At 51.3% G+C, this 21,047-nt stretch carries 20 protein-coding genes; 6 read left to right on the forward strand and 14 right to left on the reverse strand.

The features are described from left to right. Positions 1-85 precede the first annotated feature (85 nt). Complete coding sequence (locus AAC621_RS02160; RefSeq protein WP_340251763.1) at positions 86-514, forward strand: FKBP-type peptidyl-prolyl cis-trans isomerase; 429 nt, start codon at positions 86-88, stop codon at positions 512-514. Positions 515-652: 138 nt separating this feature from the next. Here the strand turns inward: AAC621_RS02160 and AAC621_RS02165 are convergent, their stop codons facing one another. Genes AAC621_RS02165 through fabA form a run of 3 tightly spaced genes read right to left on the reverse strand, consistent with a single transcriptional unit; the run spans position 653 to position 3,223 of the window. Further along, the gene (locus AAC621_RS02165) at positions 653-1,441 is read right to left on the reverse strand and encodes an enoyl-ACP reductase FabI (RefSeq protein WP_340251765.1); all 789 of its coding nucleotides are present in this window, start codon (positions 1,439-1,441) and stop codon (positions 653-655) included. Between the two features lie 6 nt (positions 1,442-1,447). Then, on the reverse strand, positions 1,448-2,677 hold the full coding sequence (gene fabB / locus AAC621_RS02170) for a beta-ketoacyl-ACP synthase I (protein WP_340251767.1): 1,230 nt from the start codon (positions 2,675-2,677) through the stop codon (positions 1,448-1,450). A gap of 36 nt (positions 2,678-2,713) precedes the next feature. Beyond that, positions 2,714-3,223, reverse strand: a complete 510-nt coding sequence (fabA, locus tag AAC621_RS02175; RefSeq protein WP_340251769.1) for a bifunctional 3-hydroxydecanoyl-ACP dehydratase/trans-2-decenoyl-ACP isomerase — start codon at positions 3,221-3,223, stop codon at positions 2,714-2,716. A 255-nt stretch (positions 3,224-3,478) separates the two neighbouring features. Here fabA and irrA point away from each other — a divergent pair, with 255 nt between their 5' ends. After that, positions 3,479-3,913: an iron response transcriptional regulator IrrA gene (gene irrA, locus AAC621_RS02180; RefSeq protein WP_317655772.1), complete on the forward strand. Its 435-nt coding sequence runs from the start codon at positions 3,479-3,481 to the stop codon at positions 3,911-3,913. 25 nt (positions 3,914-3,938) lie between these two features. Here irrA and AAC621_RS02185 read toward each other — a convergent pair whose 3' ends face one another. The 6 genes from AAC621_RS02185 to AAC621_RS02210 form a co-directional block, all read right to left on the reverse strand. Further along, complete coding sequence (locus AAC621_RS02185; RefSeq protein ID WP_340251771.1) at positions 3,939-5,654, reverse strand: SulP family inorganic anion transporter; 1,716 nt, start codon at positions 5,652-5,654, stop codon at positions 3,939-3,941. Between the two features lie 124 nt (positions 5,655-5,778). Beyond that, positions 5,779-6,252 carry a TIGR01244 family sulfur transferase gene (locus tag AAC621_RS02190; protein WP_340251773.1) on the reverse strand — a complete coding sequence of 158 codons (474 nt, stop codon included), beginning with the start codon at positions 6,250-6,252 and terminating at the stop codon, positions 5,779-5,781. Positions 6,253-6,305: 53 nt separating this feature from the next. Then, positions 6,306-7,190, reverse strand: coding sequence for an MBL fold metallo-hydrolase (locus tag AAC621_RS02195; RefSeq protein WP_340251775.1), 885 nt, complete (start codon positions 7,188-7,190; stop codon positions 6,306-6,308). Positions 7,191-7,220: 30 nt separating this feature from the next. Beyond that, positions 7,221-7,673 carry a YeeE/YedE family protein gene (locus AAC621_RS02200; protein WP_340251777.1) on the reverse strand — a complete coding sequence of 151 codons (453 nt, stop codon included), beginning with the start codon at positions 7,671-7,673 and terminating at the stop codon, positions 7,221-7,223. 4 nt (positions 7,674-7,677) lie between these two features. Then, positions 7,678-8,109 (reverse strand): YeeE/YedE family protein, encoded by a 432-nt coding sequence (locus AAC621_RS02205; RefSeq protein WP_340251779.1) that lies wholly within the window; start codon positions 8,107-8,109, stop codon positions 7,678-7,680. Positions 8,110-8,286: 177 nt separating this feature from the next. Beyond that, the gene (locus AAC621_RS02210) at positions 8,287-8,964 is read right to left on the reverse strand and encodes a Crp/Fnr family transcriptional regulator (RefSeq protein ID WP_340251781.1); all 678 of its coding nucleotides are present in this window, start codon (positions 8,962-8,964) and stop codon (positions 8,287-8,289) included. Positions 8,965-9,303: 339 nt separating this feature from the next. Here AAC621_RS02210 and AAC621_RS02215 point away from each other — a divergent pair, with 339 nt between their 5' ends. Further along, a complete protein-coding gene (locus AAC621_RS02215; RefSeq protein WP_340251783.1) occupies positions 9,304-10,296 on the forward strand; it encodes a TAXI family TRAP transporter solute-binding subunit in 993 nt (330 codons plus the stop codon). Positions 10,297-10,380: 84 nt separating this feature from the next. Next, positions 10,381-12,723: a TRAP transporter permease gene (locus tag AAC621_RS02220; protein ID WP_340251785.1), complete on the forward strand. Its 2,343-nt coding sequence runs from the start codon at positions 10,381-10,383 to the stop codon at positions 12,721-12,723. 37 nt (positions 12,724-12,760) lie between these two features. On the opposite strand, the gene AAC621_RS02225 is transcribed toward AAC621_RS02220, so the two are convergent. The 5 genes from AAC621_RS02225 to AAC621_RS02245 form a co-directional block, all read right to left on the reverse strand. After that, positions 12,761-13,258 (reverse strand): transcriptional activator RfaH, encoded by a 498-nt coding sequence (locus AAC621_RS02225; RefSeq protein WP_340251787.1) that lies wholly within the window; start codon positions 13,256-13,258, stop codon positions 12,761-12,763. A gap of 158 nt (positions 13,259-13,416) precedes the next feature. Further along, positions 13,417-14,241 carry a UTP--glucose-1-phosphate uridylyltransferase GalU gene (galU, locus tag AAC621_RS02230; protein WP_340251789.1) on the reverse strand — a complete coding sequence of 275 codons (825 nt, stop codon included), beginning with the start codon at positions 14,239-14,241 and terminating at the stop codon, positions 13,417-13,419. 53 nt (positions 14,242-14,294) lie between these two features. Continuing rightward, positions 14,295-16,715: an LPS-assembly protein LptD gene (locus tag AAC621_RS02235; protein ID WP_340251791.1), complete on the reverse strand. Its 2,421-nt coding sequence runs from the start codon at positions 16,713-16,715 to the stop codon at positions 14,295-14,297. Positions 16,716-16,795: 80 nt separating this feature from the next. Then, positions 16,796-18,049 (reverse strand): O-antigen ligase family protein, encoded by a 1,254-nt coding sequence (locus AAC621_RS02240; RefSeq protein ID WP_340251793.1) that lies wholly within the window; start codon positions 18,047-18,049, stop codon positions 16,796-16,798. Continuing rightward, complete coding sequence (locus tag AAC621_RS02245; protein WP_340251795.1) at positions 18,040-19,173, reverse strand: glycosyltransferase; 1,134 nt, start codon at positions 19,171-19,173, stop codon at positions 18,040-18,042. Before AAC621_RS02245 ends, AAC621_RS02240 begins: the two co-directional genes overlap by 10 nt. Positions 19,174-19,310: 137 nt before the next feature. Here AAC621_RS02245 and AAC621_RS02250 point away from each other — a divergent pair, with 137 nt between their 5' ends. Together AAC621_RS02250 and AAC621_RS02255 are read left to right on the forward strand one after the other, a co-directional pair. Then, on the forward strand, positions 19,311-20,210 hold the full coding sequence (locus AAC621_RS02250) for an alpha-1,2-fucosyltransferase (RefSeq protein ID WP_340251797.1): 900 nt from the start codon (positions 19,311-19,313) through the stop codon (positions 20,208-20,210). A gap of 3 nt (positions 20,211-20,213) precedes the next feature. Continuing rightward, complete coding sequence (locus AAC621_RS02255; RefSeq protein ID WP_340251799.1) at positions 20,214-20,918, forward strand: hypothetical protein; 705 nt, start codon at positions 20,214-20,216, stop codon at positions 20,916-20,918. Positions 20,919-21,047 lie beyond the last annotated feature (129 nt).

The following is a 21,047-nucleotide window of genomic DNA, read 5'->3' on the forward strand; positions in this document are numbered from 1 at the left end:
AAGTTGAGACAGAACCCAATACGGGCACCTGCAAAGATGCGGCCCCGTGATATTCATTTCCCCAAAAATATCCGAAAGGACAGCCATGACGCAGGCGAAAGCAGGCGATACAGTCGCCATTCATTACACAGGCACCTTGGCCGATGGCAGCCAGTTTGACAGTTCCGAAGGGCGCGATCCGCTGCGCTTTACGCTTGGCTCAGGTCAGATCATCGCAGGTCTAGACGCAGCCATCACGGGCATGAGCCAAGGCGAAAAGAAATCGGTGACCATCGCTGCGGCTGAGGCCTATGGCGACCACCGCCCCGAGGCGGTTCAGGCTGTGCCACGGGCGCAAATCCCTGCTGAAATGACCCTTGAAGTGGGTGGTGGCCTGCAAGTGCAAACCCCGGACGGCCAGACGATCCCCGTCACAGTGACCTCGGTCACCGATGAAGAAGTCACCCTAGACGCAAACCACCCACTGGCAGGCAAGGATTTGACCTTTGCCGTGGAATTGGTCGAAATCGCCTAATTTAGGCTGATGAGAAAAACAAAACCGCCCCCAGATGCAGGGGCGGTTTTTTAATGCGGCGCGCCGTTTCTAACGCGTCTCAAAATCAGCCAAAGGGCGGCCCAACACCCGCCCGAGCCGATCATATTTTAGCCTTCGTCACAAATTCTCAGGCTGCGCCATGCCCAGAACGTGATAGCCGCCATCCACGCGCACAATCTCGCCCGTGGTGCAGGCCCCATAGTCAGAGGCGAGGTAGACCGCCGTTCCCCCAACCGCCTCTAGCGTGGCATTGGCGCGCAAGGGTGCGTTCAGCTCGGTCGTCTTAAAGGTTTTCCGCGCGCCCCCAATTGCGGCCCCTGCCAAGGTTTTCATTGGGCCTGGGCTGATGGCATTGACGCGGATATTTTGCGGGCCAAGGTCATTGGCCAAGTAGCGCACAGCACTTTCTAAGGCCGCCTTGGCCACGCCCATCACGTTGTAAAATGGCGTCACGCGGTTTGAACCTTGATAGGTCAGTGTCAACAATGTGCCACCCTCAGGCATCAATTCCGATGCGCGGCGGGCGACATCAATGAAAGAGTAGCAAGAGATTTCCAAGGAATTCGAGAAATTCGCACGGCTTGTATCGGAAAACCGCCCCGTCAATTCGGACTTATCCGAAAAAGCGATGGCATGAACCACGAAATCGAGTGTGCCCCATTTCTCTTTGAGTGCCGCAAATGCCGCCTCCATCGAGGCATCATTGGTCACATCAACATCAATCAAAATGTCCGATCCAACGGATGCGGCAAGCGGTTCGACCCGTTTGCCGAAGGCCTCGCCCTGATAGCTAAAGGCAAGCTCGGCGCCCTCATCTGCCATGGCCTTGGCAATGCCCCATGCGATAGAGCGATCATTCGCGACCCCCATAATCAGGCCGCGCTTACCCTTCATCAAATCCGCCATAATCCCCTAACCCCGATAGCGCGACAACAGCATCGAGCCATTGGTGCCGCCAAAGCCAAATGAATTGGTCATCACCGTATCCAGATTTGCCGCCTCAACGAGTGTGGTGGCAATCTCACTTGGGTGCAAATTGGGATCAAGGGTTTCCACATTGATCGAAGGCGCAATGAAATCTTGATCCAACATCAGCAAGCAATAGATCGCTTCCTGCGCGCCGGTGGCCCCTTGGCTGTGGCCCGTCATGGATTTGGTCGAGGAAATTGGCGGGGTCTGACCCTCGCCAAAGACGCGGCGCACCGCCTGAACCTCGCCCACATCCCCCACGGGTGTGGATGTGCCATGCGCGTTGATATAGCTGACCTTGCGCCCCTCAGGCAGGGTTTGCAGCGCAAGACGCATCGCGCGCTCACCGCCTTCGCCCGATGGGGCAACCATGTCATGCCCATCCGATGTTGCGGCAAATCCCGTGACCTCGGCATAGATTTTGGCACCGCGCGCCAGCGCGTGATCAAGGCTTTCCAAAACAACGATGCCGCCGCCCCCTGCAATCACGAAACCATCACGGTCTGCATCAAAGGCGCGGCTCGCTTTTGTGGGTGTGTCATTATATTTTGAGGACATCGCCCCCATGGCGTCAAAGAGACAGGACAAGGTCCAATCCAATTCTTCCGCGCCACCTGCAAACATCACATCTTGCTTGCCCATCATGATTTGTTCAGCTGCGACCCCGATGCAATGCAAACTGGTCGAACAGGCCGAAGTGATCGAATAATTGATCCCCTTGATCTGATAGGCGGTCGAAAGATTTGCCGAGATGGTCGAGGACATGCATTTGGGCACAGCAAACGGCCCAACGCGCTTGGTTGCGCCCGAATTCAGCACTGTTTGATGCGCAGCCAACATGGCGCTGGTGGATGGCCCGCCTGAGCCTGCGATCAGACCTGTGCGTTCATTCACAACGTCGGCCTCAGACAGGCCAGCATCCGCAATGGCTTGCGCCATCGCGATATGCGCATAGGCGGCGCCCGGCCCCATAAAGCGCAAGGCGCGTTTATCGACATGTTTGGTCACATCAATTTTCAGAGTGCCCGAGACATGGCTTCGAAACCCGCGCTCGGCCATATCAGGGTTGAACTCAACCCCAGACTGCCCCGCTTTCAAAGCTGCGGAAACCTCTTGGGCATTATTCCCGATGGGTGAGACAATGCCCAATCCCGTAACGACAACGCGGCGCATTCAAAGCTCCTTCTTGCGTATTCGAACCGCTTCCAATCAGCTTCCTGAAAGGGCGACTTTCATATCTTTGACTTGGTAAATCACCTCACCATCGGCCTCAACCCGACCATCGGCGACACCCATTGTCAGACGCCGCGTTTGCACGGCTTTGGTGAAATCTACATGATAGGTCAGCATTTTGCGATCAGGGCGCACCATACCAGTCAGTTTCACCTCACCCACGCCAAGCGCATATCCGCGCCCCTGCCATCCGCGCCAACCAAGATTGAAGCCCGTCAATTGCCACAGGCCATCAAGACCAAGGCAGCCCGGCATGATTGGGTTATTGGGAAAATGGCAGTCGAAAAACCAAAGATCTGGCTTGATGTCGAATTCTGCAATCACATGGCCCTTGCCATGTGCACCGCCATCTTCGGAAATATCGGTGATGCGATCCATCATCAGCATCGGCGGCTCGGGCAATTGCGCGTTGCCAGGCCCAAACAATTCGCCGCGCGCGCATTTCAATAGATCATCTCTGTCAAAGCGTGTCGGATATTGCGACATATGCTCTGCCTCCCCTGCTTATTTTTGCCGAGCACCCGCGAGGGGCGGCCTGTCCGATCGTGTTCATTCGACTTACCATTGCGTTTGCACCCCATGCAAGGGCAGCGCGCAGCAAAGGTAACGATTTTGCGACAGCTTGCCTAAGGTTTTATCCTGCCACTTGACGCCCAACTGCGTCAATTTCGACAAACGAATTGAAAAACCTACACCTTAGGGCATATATTACAAACAGAACTGGCAGGACATTGACCAATGATGACACCCGAAGCCCTAGAGCGCAGCACAAACTGGCTGGCACAGGCGGCACTCCGCCCGACCCGTCAGCGCCTTTCACTTGCGACTTTGCTGGTGGGAGATGGTCATCATCGCCATGTGACGGCTGAAGGCTTGCACGCAGCGACCCAAGCGGCGGGTGATCCAGTGTCCCTTGCGACCGTCTACAACACCTTGCGGGCCTTTTGCGATGCAGGGCTGATGCGCGAGGTTATCGTGGATGGCGCGCGCAGCTATTTTGACACCCGCATGGATGACCATCCGCATTTCTTCATGGAAGAAACAGGTCAGCTTGAAGATGCGCCTGCGGGCCAATTAAAGGTCACGGCCCTGCCCGATTTGCCCGAGGGTTATGAGATATCCAAATTGGATGTCGTGATCCGTCTGCGCAAAACCCCAGCACAAGCGGCGGAGTAACCCCCCGCCGCCCTGAGGCACGCTGTCATGCCTTGCCCGAGAGTTTGACCCACGCATCATATTGCGACAGGAACAATTCGCCTGACAATTCATTCAGAAAATGGCTGCGCTTGAGGCGGTCGGTGACAGGCCCCTTCACTTCGGACATATGCAGCCGCACGCCCATGTCACTGAGGCGCGTATTTAACGCCTCAAGGGTTTCTAGCGCGGACATATCAATCTCGTTCACCGCAGAACACATCAGCACCACATCCTTGATCGGACAATCCTCAACCACGCGATCCAACACCAAATCCTCAAGGAAGCGGGCATTGGCGAAATACAGCGACTCGTCAATCCGAATGGTCAAAAGGCTATCCGCCGTTTCAACCTTGTGGCGGTTGATATTGCGAAAATGCTGCGTTCCCGGAACAAGGCCCACCTCGGCGACATGGGGACGCGAGGTTTTGTAAAGGTGCAGCAAGATTGACAAAATCACCCCTGCTGAAACCCCCGTCTCAACGCCAAAGCCCAAGGTCAGCACAATGGTTGCAGCCACCGCCGCAAAATCGGCAAAGGAATAGCCCCATGTTTTTTTCAAAATTGATAAATCGACAAGGCTCAGCACCGCGACAATGATCGTGGCCGCAAGCGTGGCTTTGGGAAGGAAAAACACCAATGGCGTCAATGCCACGGCCGCAATGGCCAAACCCACCGCTGTATAAGCCCCTGCCGCTGGTGTTTCAGCCCCTGCATCAAAATTGACCACGGAACGGGCGAAACCACCCGTCACAGGATAGCCCCCCGTAAAGGCCGCGCCCAAATTGGCCGCACCAAGGCCAATTAATTCTTGGTCGGGATTGATGCGCTGCCGCTTTTTGGCGGCAAGGGTCTGTGCCACCGAAATCGATTCAACAAACCCAATAATCGAGATCAACAGCGCGGGCACAAATAATTGCCCCAATAAACTTGGTGACAGATCAGGCAGGGTCAAGGGCGGAAGGCTTTGGGGCACATCCCCAACAATCGCCACGCCGTGATCCGCCAACCCAAAGGCCCAAGTGGCAAGCGTTGTCACAACAACGGCCGCAACAGGCCCCGCTTTTTGCGCAATATCAGCCATGCGCGGCACCATTCCCATGGCCAAAAGCCGCGGCTTCAGGCCCTTGCGCACCCAAAACAAAAACGCGGTCGCCGACACACCAATCACCACAGTGATCGGGTTGATCTGACCAAGATGCTCGACCAAGGAAATGACCATCTCAATCAATGTATGGCCGCTGGCCTGCACGCCGATGATATGTTTGAACTGGCTTGCCGCAATCAAGATGCCAGAGGCGGTGATAAACCCTGCGATCACAGGATGGCTGAGAAAGTTGGCCAAGAACCCAAGGCGGAAAATGCCCAAAAATAGCAGCATCGCGCCCGACAGCATCGCAAGGCTTAAGGCCGCCATGGCATAGCCCATTGTGCCCGCCTCGGCGACCTGTCCAACGGCAGCAGCGGTCATCAAGGACACCACCGCCACAGGGCCAACCGCCAAAGCGCGGCTTGTGCCGAAAATGGCATAAAGAATGATGGGCGCGATTGAGGCATAAATCCCCGCCTCAGGCGGCAAGCCCGCCAAAAGCGCATAAGCCAGCGATTGCGGGATCAGCATGATCGTCACGATCACAGCCGCAATCATATCATTGGAAAAGGCGTTAGAATTATATGTCCGCCCCCAATCAAGGACGGGGAGGTAATGGGAGAGCTTCTTCATGGGACAATTGCCTGTCGTCTAGCGGTAGGGTTTTGGCACGCGGCACGCTAGGTGTCGTGGCAGTTTAGCGGTCAGGGCCAGACGCGGCCCTGACTAATCTTATACTCAGCTTGCGCTGATCTTTTCAGGTTTCACCATCCATTCGCGGCCCTTTGGCATCAGCGCGATCTGTCGGAGTTTTGCCGCCATCGGCAATACGGCGCACAACGCCCTCCATATCATAGCCTGCCGCCTTGGTTGCCGCCAAAATATCGGCAACCGACATTCGGCCGGCTTGAGACAGCGACCACAAGGTGGCCGAGCGCGTGCCCGTGCGGCAATAGGCCAAAATGGGTTGCGGCAATTCCTGCATTGCAGTGCCAAAATCTGCGACGTCTTGGTCGGTAACTTTGCCCGACACAATCGGAAGATTACGAATTTCAAGACCCACCTTTTCCGCGGCCACCTCGATTTCCGAAAAATTCGGCTGGTCAGCCGCCTCGCCATCAGGGCGGTTGCAGATCAACGCCCGAAAGCCCTGATCAGCCAATTTCTGCACATCATCAGGCTTGATTTGCGTTGCAACCGAAATCTCGGCATTGATGGTCTTGATTTCCATTGTCGTTCGTCCTGGCAATAAACGGAGACTGATAAGTTATGATAACAAGAGGCTCAAAGTAAGTTCAAAGGCACCTTGAGCATTGGACGGCCATCCTTGTCTGTCGGGATGTCACCTGCACGCATATTCACTTGCAATGAGGGAATAATCAATTTCGGCATATCAAGCTGCGCGTCACGCTCGGTGCGGAACTTGATAAATTCCTCGCGTGTCTTGCCCTCGCCCACGTGGATGTTGTGCTTTTTTTCATCACCCACTGTGGTTTCCCACTCGATATTGCGGCCATTGGGGCCGTAATCATGGCACATAAAGAGACGCATCTCATCGGGCAGAGCCAAAACTTTCTGAATGCTGTCATAGAGCGTGCCTGCGTCCCCGCCTGGGAAATCCGCCCGCGCAGAGCCGCCATCAGGCATGAACAGCGTGTCGCCCACAAAGGCCGCATTCCCAACCACATGGGTCATGCAAGCGGGCGTGTGGCCAGGGGTGTAGATTGCAAAGGCACGTAGGCCCCCGATCTCGTAGACATCACCATCCTTAAAGAGCGCGTCAAACTGACTGCCATCGCGTTGGAATTCAGTGCCTTCGTTGAACACTTTGCCGAAGGTTTCCTGAACGGTGATGATATTTTCACCAATACCGATTTTCCCACCAAGTTTTTCTTGGATATAAGGTGCTGCCGACAGGTGATCAGCGTGAACATGGGTCTCAATCAGCCATTCAACTTTGAGGCCCTTTTCCTTGACATAAGAGATAATCGCATCGGCATTTTCATAGGAAATCTTGCCCGCCGCATAGTCGATATCCATAACGCTATCGACAATCGCGCAGGAATTGGAATTGGGATCTTTGACCACATAGGAGATTGTATTGGTCGCAGGATCAAAGAACGACGCAACCTCAGGCTGAACATTCATATTTACGGGGAAGGTGGTCATTTTTTTGCTCCTTAAAGACGATCGTTTCAGTCAGGCGCGTTTCACATTTGAATCCAGTTCGGCATTTTGACGCGCCGCTATGATGGCGCGGGCCACGAAAATACCGACAAGCATCGCTGCGACAAAGGCCAAGACATCGAGGCGACCAGTGCCGATTGCGGGCAAGGCCCCGCCAGGGCAAAAGCCTGCAATACCCCAACCCACCCCAAACAGAGCCGATCCACCCAAGAGGCGCGCGTCTAATTTGGTCGCGGTTGGTAGGACAAATTTACCCTCAAAAATAGGGCCAGAAGGGCGCGGCAGAACCAAGCGATACCCGATAAAGGTGACGATTAAAGCGCCGCCCATCACAAAGGCAAGGCTTGGATCCCAGCTGCCCGCAACGTCAAAGAAATTTATCACTTTTGCAGGGTTTGACATGCCCGAAAGCGAAATACCGAGGCCGAAAATCAGGCCGATGATATATGTTGAAATATAGCGCATCAGATCAGCCTCCGATCACGTGGCGGATCACGAAAACAGTGATCGCGGTTGTTACCATGAATGTCAAAGTTGCGGAGATTGACCGCTTTGACAGTCGCGCCATGCCGCAAACACCGTGACCCGATGTGCAGCCAGAGCCAAAGGTGACGCCAAGCCCAACGATAAAGCCACCGACCAAGAGCATCGGCATCGAGCCGGGGACGCTGATCTCGGGCATCTCACCGCGCAAAAAGAAATGTGCGGTGGGGCCAGTTACCATGCCCAACACCAAGGCCGCGCGCCACGAAAAATCACTGCGGCTGGCAGGCGCCAAAACGCCCGTCAAAATACCTGTCGCACCCATGACGCGACCCAATGTCAGCATCAAGAGGACGGCCGAAAGGCCGATTAAAACACCGCCAATGGCGGAAAGAAGTGGTGTAAATTCGGTTTCCATCTTACGTCCATATGTCTGCGCGTAAAATCAAGGCAGCAGAGATTCGTCCTTATTTCATGCGTGATTAAACTGGTTACGTTGTTCGCTGAAAATCAATCTACACAATCATATCAGCGCTGACAGTGATGTTGTCACATAAGCCAAAAATTTTTTAGGGCTGTGGATTACAACCGATGCTCACTGCTCGGAACGCGACAGTTTTTCGATGTCACCACGCGCCTCAATTTTGATCTGCCCTCGTGACAGACTAATCCAACCGCGGCGCTGAAATTCGGCCAATTGACGGGAAATGACCTCGCGCGCTGTGCCAAGTTCGGCGGCCATTTGCTGATGGGTGGCTTGGATTAGATCATCTTTGGCCAAATCTAAAATCCGCTGTGCAAGCCGAATGTCTACGCGGCGAAACGCAATTTCTTCGATTACATGGAACAAATCGGTCATGCGCCGCGAATAGGCGGAAAACACAAAGGTGCGGAAACTTTCTGATCGGCTGATCAGATCATCAAAAACACTCCGCGGGATAGCAACCGCCTCAACCGCCGTTTCTGCGATGCCTTCGGCCGAATAATCTTCATATGCCAGTAGGCAGGCCGAGGTCATTACGCAGCTTTCCCCTGCATTGACGCGATAAAGAATCACCTCGCGCCCTGTGTCCGATGTTTGCTGCACGCGCACTGTGCCCTCAAGCAGTAAAAGAAGGTTTTCAGGCCGCTTTCCCGGCCCAAAAATGATAGTGCCTTCGCGAATGGAAATCGTGGTAGCGCGCTCGGTCAGAACATCGCGCACCCGCGGCTCTAGCCGCGAAAGACCCATAAAGCGATCAATCCAAGAGGCGCCTGCTGGCATCACATTCATTGAGAGTTGTCCTTAATTTTGACAAGTAGATAAGCAGAAAAGCCGAGACATAAAAGGGGAAACGCAACGTTACAGCTTTTTAAAAACGTGGGTCGAGGGCTCTGAAATCGGCTTAGCATGGAGAAAGCAGAAAGATGCCATCCAATGGCAAATTATTATCGATCATAAAAATTGTTAGCGCCAACTGCCTTGCCTTAACCGCATTTAAACTACAATAACGGCCAGCGGTTCGCCTCATTAGCTCCCAGAAGTTTAATAGTGGCATGAAAAACCGCATCCAGCTTGTGCTCTCCAAAGAACAACAGCTGGCAAGATATGAGTTAAGGGAGAAATTTTGACATGAAACTCACCAAATTGACTGCACTTGCTATGAGCACTGCGATCTGCGCTTCTGCTGCTTTTGCAGATGGCCATATGGATCGCACTGGCTGGCCTGAAAGCTTTACTGTCGGTACTGCATCGCAAGGTGGCACCTACTTTGCCTACGGTGCTGGCTGGGCAAACCTCGTTGCAGAAGAATTGGGCATGACTGGCGGCGGCGAAGTCACTGGCGGCCCGATGCAGAACATGGCGCTTGTTCACACCGGCGAGGTAGCCTTCGGTATGACCACAATGGGCCCCGCAGCAGAATCTCTGGCAGGCACCAACCCAATCGCACCTGGTCTGCAAATGACTAATGCTTGTGCAATGTTCCCAATGTACCAAACACCATTCTCGGTGACTGCGTTGTCCTCATCGGGCATCACAAGCATCTCTGAAATCCCTGATGGCGCGCGCATCGGCTTTGGCCCCGCGGGTTCGACGTCTGACACCTACTTCCCACGCATGATGGAAGAGTTGGGTGTAAACTTTGAGCGCCGCAATGGTGGCTGGTCAGATCTTGGAAGTCAGTTGCAGGATGGTCTCTTGGACGTGATCGCTTTCGCAGCCGGCGTTCCTGTACCAGCGGTGAGCCAGCTTGAAGTTCAAACAGACATCAACATCATTGAATTCACAGAAGCAGAACAGGCCCAGATCCTGGAAGCGTTCCCCGTGTCGCAGTTCAATATTTCTGCTGATGCCTACACGACACTGGAAGCACCTGCCCGTTCCGTTTCCATGTGGAACTTCTCCATCGCCAACTGTGATCTGCCAGAGAGCTTTGTATATGCAGTTGTGGATGTTGTAATGTCCGACAACCAGCGCATGGTAGATATCCATAAAGCAGCCCGTTCTACCCTACCTGAACACTGGGACAAGAACGGCGTTCTGATGTGGCACCCAGGCGCGGCACGTTGGTTCAATGAAAACGCGGGCGCGACCATCGCTGCTGATCAAATTTTCGGCGGCTAATATTTAAACTACAGGGCGCGCGAAAGTAATGGACCTTTCGCGCGCCTTTTCTTTTGCACTTAATGGCATAGCGGAAGCAACATCATGACTAATAACTCAAAGACCAAAACCAACGAACTTGAAGTGATCGTTGAGACAGGTCCCGTCATCGCCGAAGGTGTAGATCAGGAACCCGTTGAAAGTAACCGCCGCCTGTTTGCAGGCACTCGTATGATCGCAGTGGCCATCCTAGCAACCCTCTATGCCGGGTTCCACATGGCCGCTTTGAACGGAATTTCTATCTCGGCTATGACTGGCATAGACCTGCCACTCTTGCCGCAATTCCCGCTTGAAACATGGAATTTTCGAATTGTTCACATTGCAGGCGCGCTTGTCTTAGGCTTTGTCGTCTATGCTGCTTACACTTGGGTCGATGAAGTAAAGGCTCCAAGAGATACAGCGCTTCTGTCAAAAGCGGGTTATGCCTTGTTCATACCCGCAGCTCTGGCGTTGTGGTCTGCGTTGTCCTTTGGGCGGTTGATTTCCTCTGGCACATTGCCAGAAATGGGTGGGCTTGTGTCATGGGCAGCCTTCCCCGGAACAGAGATTTATGAAACCGAGATTTGGAATTTTGGTATGCCCCTCTTAGTGGCGACATTCGGCGCCATAATCCTGGGTTGGTTTGAACGCAAGCCACGCGATAGCTTCGCAACCAGCGACTTGGTTCTGGCGCTCTGCGCAATTGTAGTTGCCGCCTATCTTGTGCCCATTTTCTCTACCGCAGCACGCAATTCGGTAGGCACGCCCTTTGTACCAATCGGTGTGGCGTTCGCAGCGACAGCGGGCACGGCAATGATCATGGAATTGACGCGCCGCGTGGCCGGTCTGGCATTGGTTATCATCACAGGCGTGTTTCTTGTTTACACATTTACTGCGCATTTGCTGCCGGGTATTTTGGCCGTGCGCAACCCCTATACGTGGCACCGCTTCTTTGGCCATCTTTATTCGGATGCGGGCATCCTTGGGCCAACCACGGCGGTATCCTCAACATACATCATCCTTTTTATCATCTTTGCGGCTTTCCTTCAGGCCTCTAAGGTTGGTGATTATTTCGTAAATTTCGCATTTGCAGCAGCAGGACGCGCACGCGGCGGCCCTGCCAAAGTGGCCATTTTTGCAAGCGGCCTGATGGGCATGATCAACGGCACCTCCGCAGGTAACGTTGTGGCGACAGGGTCGCTGACCATCCCCTTGATGAAGAAGGTAGGCTATCACAAGAAAACCGCAGGCGCGGTGGAAGCTGCAGCATCAACAGGCGGTCAGATCATGCCCCCCATCATGGGCGCAGGCGCATTCATCATGGCCGAGATCACAGGCATCCCCTATCAGGATATCGCAATCGCAGCGATCATTCCCGCGATCCTCTACTTCGTCTCGGTCTATTTCATGGTCGATCTTGAGGCCGCTAAATTGGGAATGCGCGGAATGCGCGAGGATGAGCTGCCAAAATTGAAACTGCTTTTGAAGCAGCTCTATCTGTTCTTGCCCATCCTGATACTCATCTATGCTTTGTTCCAGGGCTATTCCGTCATCCGTGCGGGCACCTTGGCCACGCTCAGTGCAGCCGTCATCTCATGGATGCCCGTCTTGATGGTGCGCTTCTTCCCACAAAGCCTGCCTGCCGCCTCGGTCGCGGGTATGGGGCCACGGGAGATCCTCAAGGCGTTTGAATTGGCTGGCATCATGGCCATCCAGATCATCGCGGTTTGCGCATGTGCTGGTGTCATCGTGGGTGTAATCAGCCTAACAGGTGTCGGTGCGCGCTTCTCATCACTGTTATTGGATTTGGCAGGTGTAAGCCAAGTTTTGGCGCTGTTCTTTGCGATGTGTATCGCAATCCTTCTTGGGATGGGCATGCCCACCACAGCCGCATATGCGGTTGCGGCCTCGGTGGTGGCACCGGGCTTGGTTGAACTTGGCATTCCGCAGCTGACTGCGCATTTCTTCGTGTTCTATTTCGCTGTTGTCTCGGCGATTACACCACCCGTGGCTCTGGCCTCTTATGCTGCGGCTGGGATATCGGGTGCGAACGCGATGGAGACATCGGTGGCCTCATTTAAAATCGGGATCGCCGCATTCATCGTGCCCTTCATGTTCTTCTACAACTCCGCCTTGCTGATGGATGGCACCACGCTTGAAATCCTGCGCGCAGGGGCAACCGCCATTTTCGGCGTGTTCCTGTTGTCTTCAGGTGTGCAGGGGTGGTTCATGGGCGCCCGCAATCCGTGGTTCTTGCGCGCCATTCTCATCGCTGCAGCGCTCTTCATGATTGAAGGCGGGTTGTTTACCGATCTGGTCGGCCTTGGCGGTGCAGTGGGGGTCTATCTGATCCAAAAATTGTTCCACCCAAAGGCGGATGCACAGATAGATGTTAAAGGCCTAGATTGATCCTACAAAGCGGTCCCCTCGCGGGACCGCTTTTCATTTAGGATTTTGTGAGATCCTCTCGCGCGACATTGATCCGGGTTTTTTGCCCCATCAGGTCAATCAAAACCCAAACGCGCTGATCCTCATCCAAGCTTTCGACTGTCGCAACAAATTGCGAGAACGGGCCCTTTTGCAAGGCCACCTGATCTTGCGGGGCCAGATCACTGGCTGCTGTCAAAACCCCCGCCTCATCGCACCGCGCCTGCAATCCCGCCACCAAATCATGGGGAACGCGGCTTGGCTGTCCTGCGAAGGAAACAATGCGCGCCACCCCATAGGTCGAGTTGATCTTGCGCCACGCCCCTTGCCCCGCATCTAGCGCGACAAAGAGATAGCCTGGGAAAAGCGGGCGGGACTTGGACATAAACCGCGCACCAACGCGGGATGTGACACTCAGCATCGGTAGGAAAGTTTCAAATCCTTGGCGGTTCAAATTGCGCAAGGCAATGCTGTGCGAATTGGGTTTGAATTGCACCAAATACCACCGATCAGTCATATTTGCTTCTCTCAAAGACACTAAATTCAACATAAAACACAGAAACTGAACTAAATTTCATGGCTAAAAAGTTTTGATACACTAATCAAAAATTTTTAATTTTCCAAAATTTAGGAGCCCCGCATTACTATTTGAAGCAAAAACTGAAACTCTATATTTCAGCCTTCATCCAAAGTGGCAGCAACATGCATAATAGCACTTAAATATCCTTTCACGCTTCCACAGTCAAAGCGCCGCCCTTGCAACATCACAGCAGACACTTTGCCGTTTCTGGCCTGTGTATCTATGGCATCTGCGAGCTGGATCTCTCCACCAGCCCCTGCAGCTTGATGCCTTAGTATATCAAAAATATCGGGCGTAAGAACGTAGCGACCAATACTTGCCAAATTTGAAGGTGCTTCATTTGGGGCAGGCTTTTCAACTAGCCCAACAACAGATCCAGCCTCAACCCCAGGAACAACCACACCATATTTCGCAATATCAGCGCCCTGCACTTCCATAACGCTGAGTTGAGATGTTCCAGAAGCTGCAAACGCATTTACCAAATCGACAGTTACACCACTACCACTGCATGTAAGAAAATCATCCGCTAACAAAACGGCAAACGGCTCATTACCCACAACTCGCTCAGCACATAAAACTGCGTGACCAAGTCCCAGCTGCTCGGGCTGGCGTACGAAAATACATTCGACGCCATCAGGTAAAATATTTTTCACCATATCTGCTTGTTCATGTTTGTTTTTAGCACGTAAGGCCGTCTCGAGCTCGAGATTATTATCAAAGTGGTCCTCGATTGCCCGTTTGTTGCGCCCAGTCACAAATACGAGAGTGTCTATGCCGGCAGCTACCGCCTCCTCGGCCGCATATTGGATTAGGGGCTTGTCTACGATTGGCAAAAGTTCCTTTGGCATTGCCTTTGTGGCAGGAAGAAAACGGGTGCCAAAACCTGCGACAGGAAACACCGCTTTTCGTATTTTTGTCATATATCATTCTTTCTTTCGGAAAACTTGTTTCACATCGAGCAGGAGCATTTAGCTCACATGCATTTCCGTGTCTGTGTCCCAGATCCAGCTCCAAAACTACCGATCTCAAAATTTAGGGACAATTGAGTAATTGGCGTTAAACTTGCAACACGGTTCTCGACACGGGAAACATAAGTGCTCATCCGTAGGCACTCATTATCAAAAGCTAGACCAACCCCAACACGCTTAAGTGTGTCATTTTCGCGGCCGTAAATTGCAAATAATTCCCCCCCCCAATCAAGTTTGTGTCCAATGTCAAAGACAAGATCGTCAAAATCATTATCGTCACTGTCGTATGTCCAACCCAAAGACGAGCGCCAGTCCATCGTATTATCAAAAGCGATACGCCCTGTGACAAAAGAACGATCTGCCGCGTATCTGTCATGGGCTATACCGATCGTAGCTTGGACTTCCTGAGTAATTTGCGCTGTCAGGCCGAGGTCATAGCTTAGTTCAGCTGTTTGATTTCCCAAAGCCTCATCTGGCTCGATACGTGTGTAACTACCCTCCAGAGTGACGTGTTCCAATGCTTGTGTGACTGTAAACACATCTGAAACGCGTACAAAATCTGGATTAAACCTACTTGTTCCAGAGAACTGTAGATGACCGGTCATTTGACCAAAACGGAGGGTATACAGCTCACCCGATTGCAAATTTGGGTTGCCGCCGGACAAGATTTGGTCACGTTCAAATGAGCCGCCAAAATAGAACCCGCTTGCAGCAGCATAGCGATATGTCAGGTCTACATCGGCGACAGTGACATCATATTGATCATTCTGACTTCGGTTAATTCGGCGAAAGCGGGCCAGATTTGCATGATTAAAAGCATCAATAGTGTCTATCGATCCGTCAAGGGACGGCATTGACACACGTCCAGCCTCGTACGTCATAATACCAACAGAAGGAGTAAAGTTCTGAACGCCACCATAAGGACCTTCAAACTGTAGTGGCCAACTCATGCGCGTTGCCGCAAGCCCAGCTGTACTAGTTTGCACATCAGAAAAAACAGCGTCTTCATGGATGCCGTAGCGATCCAAGAACAAGGCCAAATCTGTATCAATGCGTAGGATTTCACCAGCATCCAGTCCACCAGACCAAATAAAATTGGCCATCGCGCGATCTACATCGCGGCGGCGCGGGTTGATCGCTCCGAATTCGTTGTATTCAGCTTGAGCGCCAAAGTTAAGGGTCAGGCCTCCAATGTCGCCAGTTTCGCGGAAGAAAGTCCACTGCGCGTCCAAAAGGCGGTTCGGAGATTTGTAGTCATAATTTGGTTCTCGCAAAGCTGCAAAGCCCGACAAATCAAAGCTTAGTAATTCATCATCATTACTTCGCGAAAAGCGTAAAAAATTGCTGAGACGATCTTGCGCAAATCTGATGTCATCACCTGCAAAAGTTGAGGATCCATCTGCAAAGAAGTCATAAGTCGCTATGTATGCGCGGTCAGACGCAGACTGAGTTTGAAACACCAAATCAATCTCGTTATCAAATTCAAAACGTCCATTAGAAAACAAGAAAACACGCAAGTCTTCATCTGTGAGAGCGTCACGGCTGAGGGCTCCATTGAGCTCAATGTAACCATTCAAGAAAGATTGGCGGTATCGGCTTTCTAGAGTGCGCAACACACCGTCCCCCGCATCCGATCCGCCCGCTAACGAGATTTGCGGGGTCACTGTAATATCGGCACTGTCTCCCAGCATGTAAAAATAGGGCAAGCCAACACGCGAGCCTAGGCGAGAGTTTACAGAATAGACAGGCGGGAGAAAGCCATTTGCACGTCGAACCGACGGGTCAGGTGTTCTTAACCAAGGAGTGTACAACACTGGCGTACCAGCTACGCGCAATTGTGCATGTCGGTACGTAATACTTCGTGTCTCTTGGTCATGGACCGCGCGCCGCGCACGCAATTCCCAGAGTGGGGTCGCATTTTCCGCACACACCTCGCAAGAGGACGCACGCACGTATGGAAACTCTGTATAACGACCGTCGCGACGGATCATCTCTTGAGCAGCCACTTGCATAGTTTCGTCAACTAGCTGCCGAGCAGCTATAATAACACCATCTTGCAAATCGCTCGACATATCAGCGAATTCACCGTAGACGACTTGCCCCCCTGCATTGTCAATAATGTAAAGTGGACCGTCTACCAGCACACGATCACTCACCACATCGTAGGAAAGACTAGGTGCTCGTAATTCAACGCCATTATAAAAAATCTGCACACTGCCTATAGCGCGATAGTATTGGCTATCTTGGTCAAAATAGATTTGATCGGCGATAAGAGTGGATGGCAGGTTGAGTGCGCTAGTCGGAACAGTATCAGTATTTTGCGCCATACCCCATGTAGTGGAAATAACCACAGTGAAGCCAAGACTTATGGGCGCAGAAAAATCTCGTACGCTTTCCCAAAAAGATCTGAAACGTTCATGCGGCACAGCATCTCCTCCAATAACATCTGTTAGAGAAGTATTGCCACGCTGCCAAGACGAACGATCGTGACATGTAATGTTTTTGCCTACTTTTTTGTCAATGCATCAGTTCCGCGTAAAAAGCCCCAAGCAATTGCAATGACCAGCATGCCTGCCTGGCCGTGTTCATTAATCATCGTGGTATTTCCAAGACCCGCAGTAACAAAGCCGAGCGCCACCAAACTGGCTGCAATCGCAGCCACACGAGTGTCTGATAGTACGTCCAATTTACGATCAATAGCTATTGGCACGAAGCCTCTGAAGTATGCAAATAGCAACCATGCCACCATTGCCACACCAAAAACGCCGCGCTCAACTAAAATGGTAACCCACAAATTATGGCCGTGGTTGTAAAACCAATAATTCGACTGAACCGCATCATAGTCACGACCGTCAGCTTCGACTTCCTCGCGAACAACAGGTTCAGCCGTTGCCACCTCAAAGCTACGCAAGCCAGTGCCAAAGATTGGATTGCGATCCCAAACTTCAAGGGCAGTGTTTAGGATCTTATCTCGTCCAGAAAACAATTCTTCACTAGAAACGCGCATGACTAATTCCGACCGAAACCCGTCAAAAGCGGGAAGAAACGTAATTCCAGTGGCAAACGCTGCTAAAAGAAATCCACCAACCACAACAGGTCGCAATGCGCGAGTGACCCAAGCCCAAATAATTATTGTAGCCATAAACAAAGAAAAAATTGCAATGCCGCCAACTAGACTGCGTGATGGCGGCAAATAAACCAAAGTTGCTAAAATTCCGATCAAGCCAAAAAATTTAAGAGGCCACGACCTTGCAAACAGCGTCGCAAGACCGACAGACAAAGGGATAAGGGAATACATCGAAGAATGATTTACATGTCCAACGGAACGAAATTCAGGATAAGGCTTCAAGTCCCAAACACGTAAACTATCGGCTACGGCCCACGCCCCCCCGAATAATAACGCTGAAAACAAAACGTTTAAATGGCGCGAATGGTAGTCCAAACGCGCCGCACAAAGTGCAAAAAGTCCGATCATGGTCCATCCAGCAGTGTATGAAACCGGGGCAACCATTGTGCCATATTCGGAGAACAGGGGAGCAACCCACAAAACAGAGATGAGCCCCAAAATGGGTATATCAAAAGGACTAGACTTGCCAAAACTGCCAAAACGCAGAGATTGGAATAAAAACGCACACAGAAATCCAAAGCTCGCGATATTCTTCGGCGCCTCAAAAATTGGAAGCGTAAAAAGAGCGATTGTTAAAAAAAAGACTTCCGTTGCCGATGCTGTCCGTGGCCTTAGAAAATTCATTAACTGCATCGTTGCGCCCCGCCTACCAAATCCATGTACCTTTGCAAGACACATTCAGGGTTGAGAGTTTGAATGAAGTCTTGATCCTCATCACTGACAATTAGATTTGGCTGCTCGAGCTCCTGCAAAATCGCGCTCGCCAAAGAAACAACATCGTCCTGCTCGACAACTGAAATTGAGTTGACATGGCGTTTTAATTCCTGCGCTCCGGCGGTTTTTGTTGCAATACATGGAATGCCTGCAGAAATCGCTTCTAACATTGCATTGCCAAGCCCCTCGTATCGAGACGTCGAAACAAATAAATCTGATGCTTTGAGATAAGAATAAATATTGTTCACAAAACCAGGGAATGAAACTTGTTCATAAATCCGCAGGTCACGCGAAAGATTTATAAGTATGTCTCTTTGATACCCATCACCTAAGATGACCAAACGGTCGTCACTATGCCCTCTCGCGGAAACAACCTTCGCAAAGGCGTGGATCAACGCCTTAAAATTTTTCACACCATCAAGGCGACCGATTGATATGACAGACTTACCTCTTGGCCCCGGCACTATCACATCCGCGACAGTAATGTGTCCGCGTGATCGATCAACTGGGTTTAAAATTGTCAGGAAGTTTTGCGGATCAATTCGACAGTATTTGTTCAATTCCACGCCAATATCACGCGACACTGTCACAACTTTTTTAGCCCTTGGGTAAAGAAGTCGAAATTCAATCGGTCTTGTGAAGCGTTTCCATGCTGAAGGAATATCGAAGAGCTGACGTGCGATCTCTGTATGCTCTACAATGTAAACGTCTGGCAGTGAGGGAAATATGAGCTTCGCCCTTAATACTGCCTTATTGACGGTTGTCATGTGAGAGATGATCGCGTCAATGTTTTCAGATTTGCATATTTCGCGAAGCCGCAATGCATTATGCACCACGTTATGGACTGCACGAAAGGCCCCATATTCATAAATTTTTGTTGATTTTGGAAAGGCATCTTTTAAAGCTCCCGACTTACTCGAAACTGCCAAGATGATTTCAACATCTTCACGCTTTGTAGATGCATTTACCAAGTCTAGGATCACGCGCTCTGCACCTCCACCGGTTAGAGTGTCAGCTACCATCAACAAGCGCATCGACTTCATGAAATTGAAAACTCCCTTGGACACAGCAGAGCGCTTGACCTTTTTGCGCGTGGCTGACTATCAGACATCATGGTTTTTGGACAGCGGGGCATAGAATTGCAACACGAAATAGATATCGTAATGCATGTGGTGACGTTATGATCATCACCCGTCTTATCGGCGGATTGGGTAATCAGATGTTTCAATACGCTGCAGGTCGCGCACTGTCTGAAAGCACGGGCCAGAAGTTGCGTCTCGATCTGACAAGTTTACGCAAATACCGTCTCCACCAAGGATATCAATTGAATGAAATCTTTAACGGTGATTTCCAAATAGCATCAAACTTAGATTTGTTCACTGTGCTCGGGTTTAGGATGCGAAGAGATACCCGTGGCAGCGCCAGCCCAGATCCAAGCGTACTGCAGAAACGCTTAGGCCGCAAAGTCAATCAACCCAGTCACAATTACTGGGAAGGCTTCGACAGTCTGTCTGGGCCCAAATATCTCTCCGGGTATTGGCAATCAGAAAAATATTTCAAAGGCTCTAGAGAGAAAATTGCTCAAGCGTTTACGTTCAAAGACATACTCACTGACGAAAACCAACGAATTTCCGATAATATTTTGAACTCTACGTCGGTTAGCGTGCATGTGCGCCGTGGGGATTATGTCTCCAATCCGAATGTTAAAGCTTTTCATGGGATTTGTGAGTGGCCTTACTATCATAAGGCCATCGAACACATGCGGGCGTCATTAAGCCGACCGCATTTTTTTGTGTTTTCTGACGAATTGCAAGAAGCGAGGCACGAACTGGGGCAGGCAGAGGATATCACATACGTAACCGGAAACGTTGGACATTTAAGCTATTATGACATGATGTTGATGTCACAGTGCAAACATCACATCATAGCAAATTCAAGCTTTAGTTGGTGGGGAGCGTGGCTGGCAAATGCACACGGATATACAGACGATGGGCATATAGTGATATCACCCAAAAATTGGTTCGCCAGATCAACAGAAACGATTGAAGATATTTATATGCCTAACTGGCTAAGGTTTTGAACAATGAGCCCCAAACGTGAACTAAAACGCTTGCTGCAACACTTGCGTTTAAAATGGCGGTGGAAGCGCGTTCAAAAGGTCACTGCCATTGGGCCGGATAACGAATATGGATTAGAGCGTTGTGATATCGTCTACATTAATCTCGACCATAGAACGGACCGGCGCGAGCGGATAGAACAAGAATTCGTAAAAATTGGTGTGATAAATGCAAATAGGTTTGCTGCTCACAAGCATCAACGCGGTGCAATTGGTTGCGCGATGTCACATCGCGATGTTCTGTCATCCTATGTGGTCGAACAGCATCGGCTCCTGATGGTTTGCGAAGACGATCTCGAGTTCACAGTAGATAGAGAACGGCTCGACCATTTGATTGAGCATTTTTATCAAGACAACCGCATGGACGTACTGTGCTTGGCATACAATAGACGCAACGGAATTCAAGTAGACCCAAATTTTTTGATATCCTCAAGCACGAGAACAACCGCATGCTATTTGGTGAAACCAAGAGCAATAAAATCGATTGAGACATGTGCAAGAATGAGCATCGATTTACTGGAACAAGGTTTGCCCGACAAAGTTGCAGCCATTGATGTTGTCTGGGAGAAATCACAAAACGATTTCATATTCGCTCTCAGCTACCCAAGAGCTGCTGTCCAGTCGAGCTCGTATTCTGACATCTTGGGGCGCGAAGTAGACTATAAATTATAGTCCATAGCTCCAAACATCATGCTGTGTAAACGCAACGCTATGATATTGAAGCGTCACTGTCTTACAAAATAATGTTGTCACCAGCACGGTCAATTGGCATGGGGTACCAGAACGGTCGTGGACATACGC

Source organism: Roseobacter sp. HKCC-CH-9208, from assembly GCF_037805125.1.
In the GTDB taxonomy this organism is placed as follows: domain Bacteria; phylum Pseudomonadota; class Alphaproteobacteria; order Rhodobacterales; family Rhodobacteraceae; genus M30B80.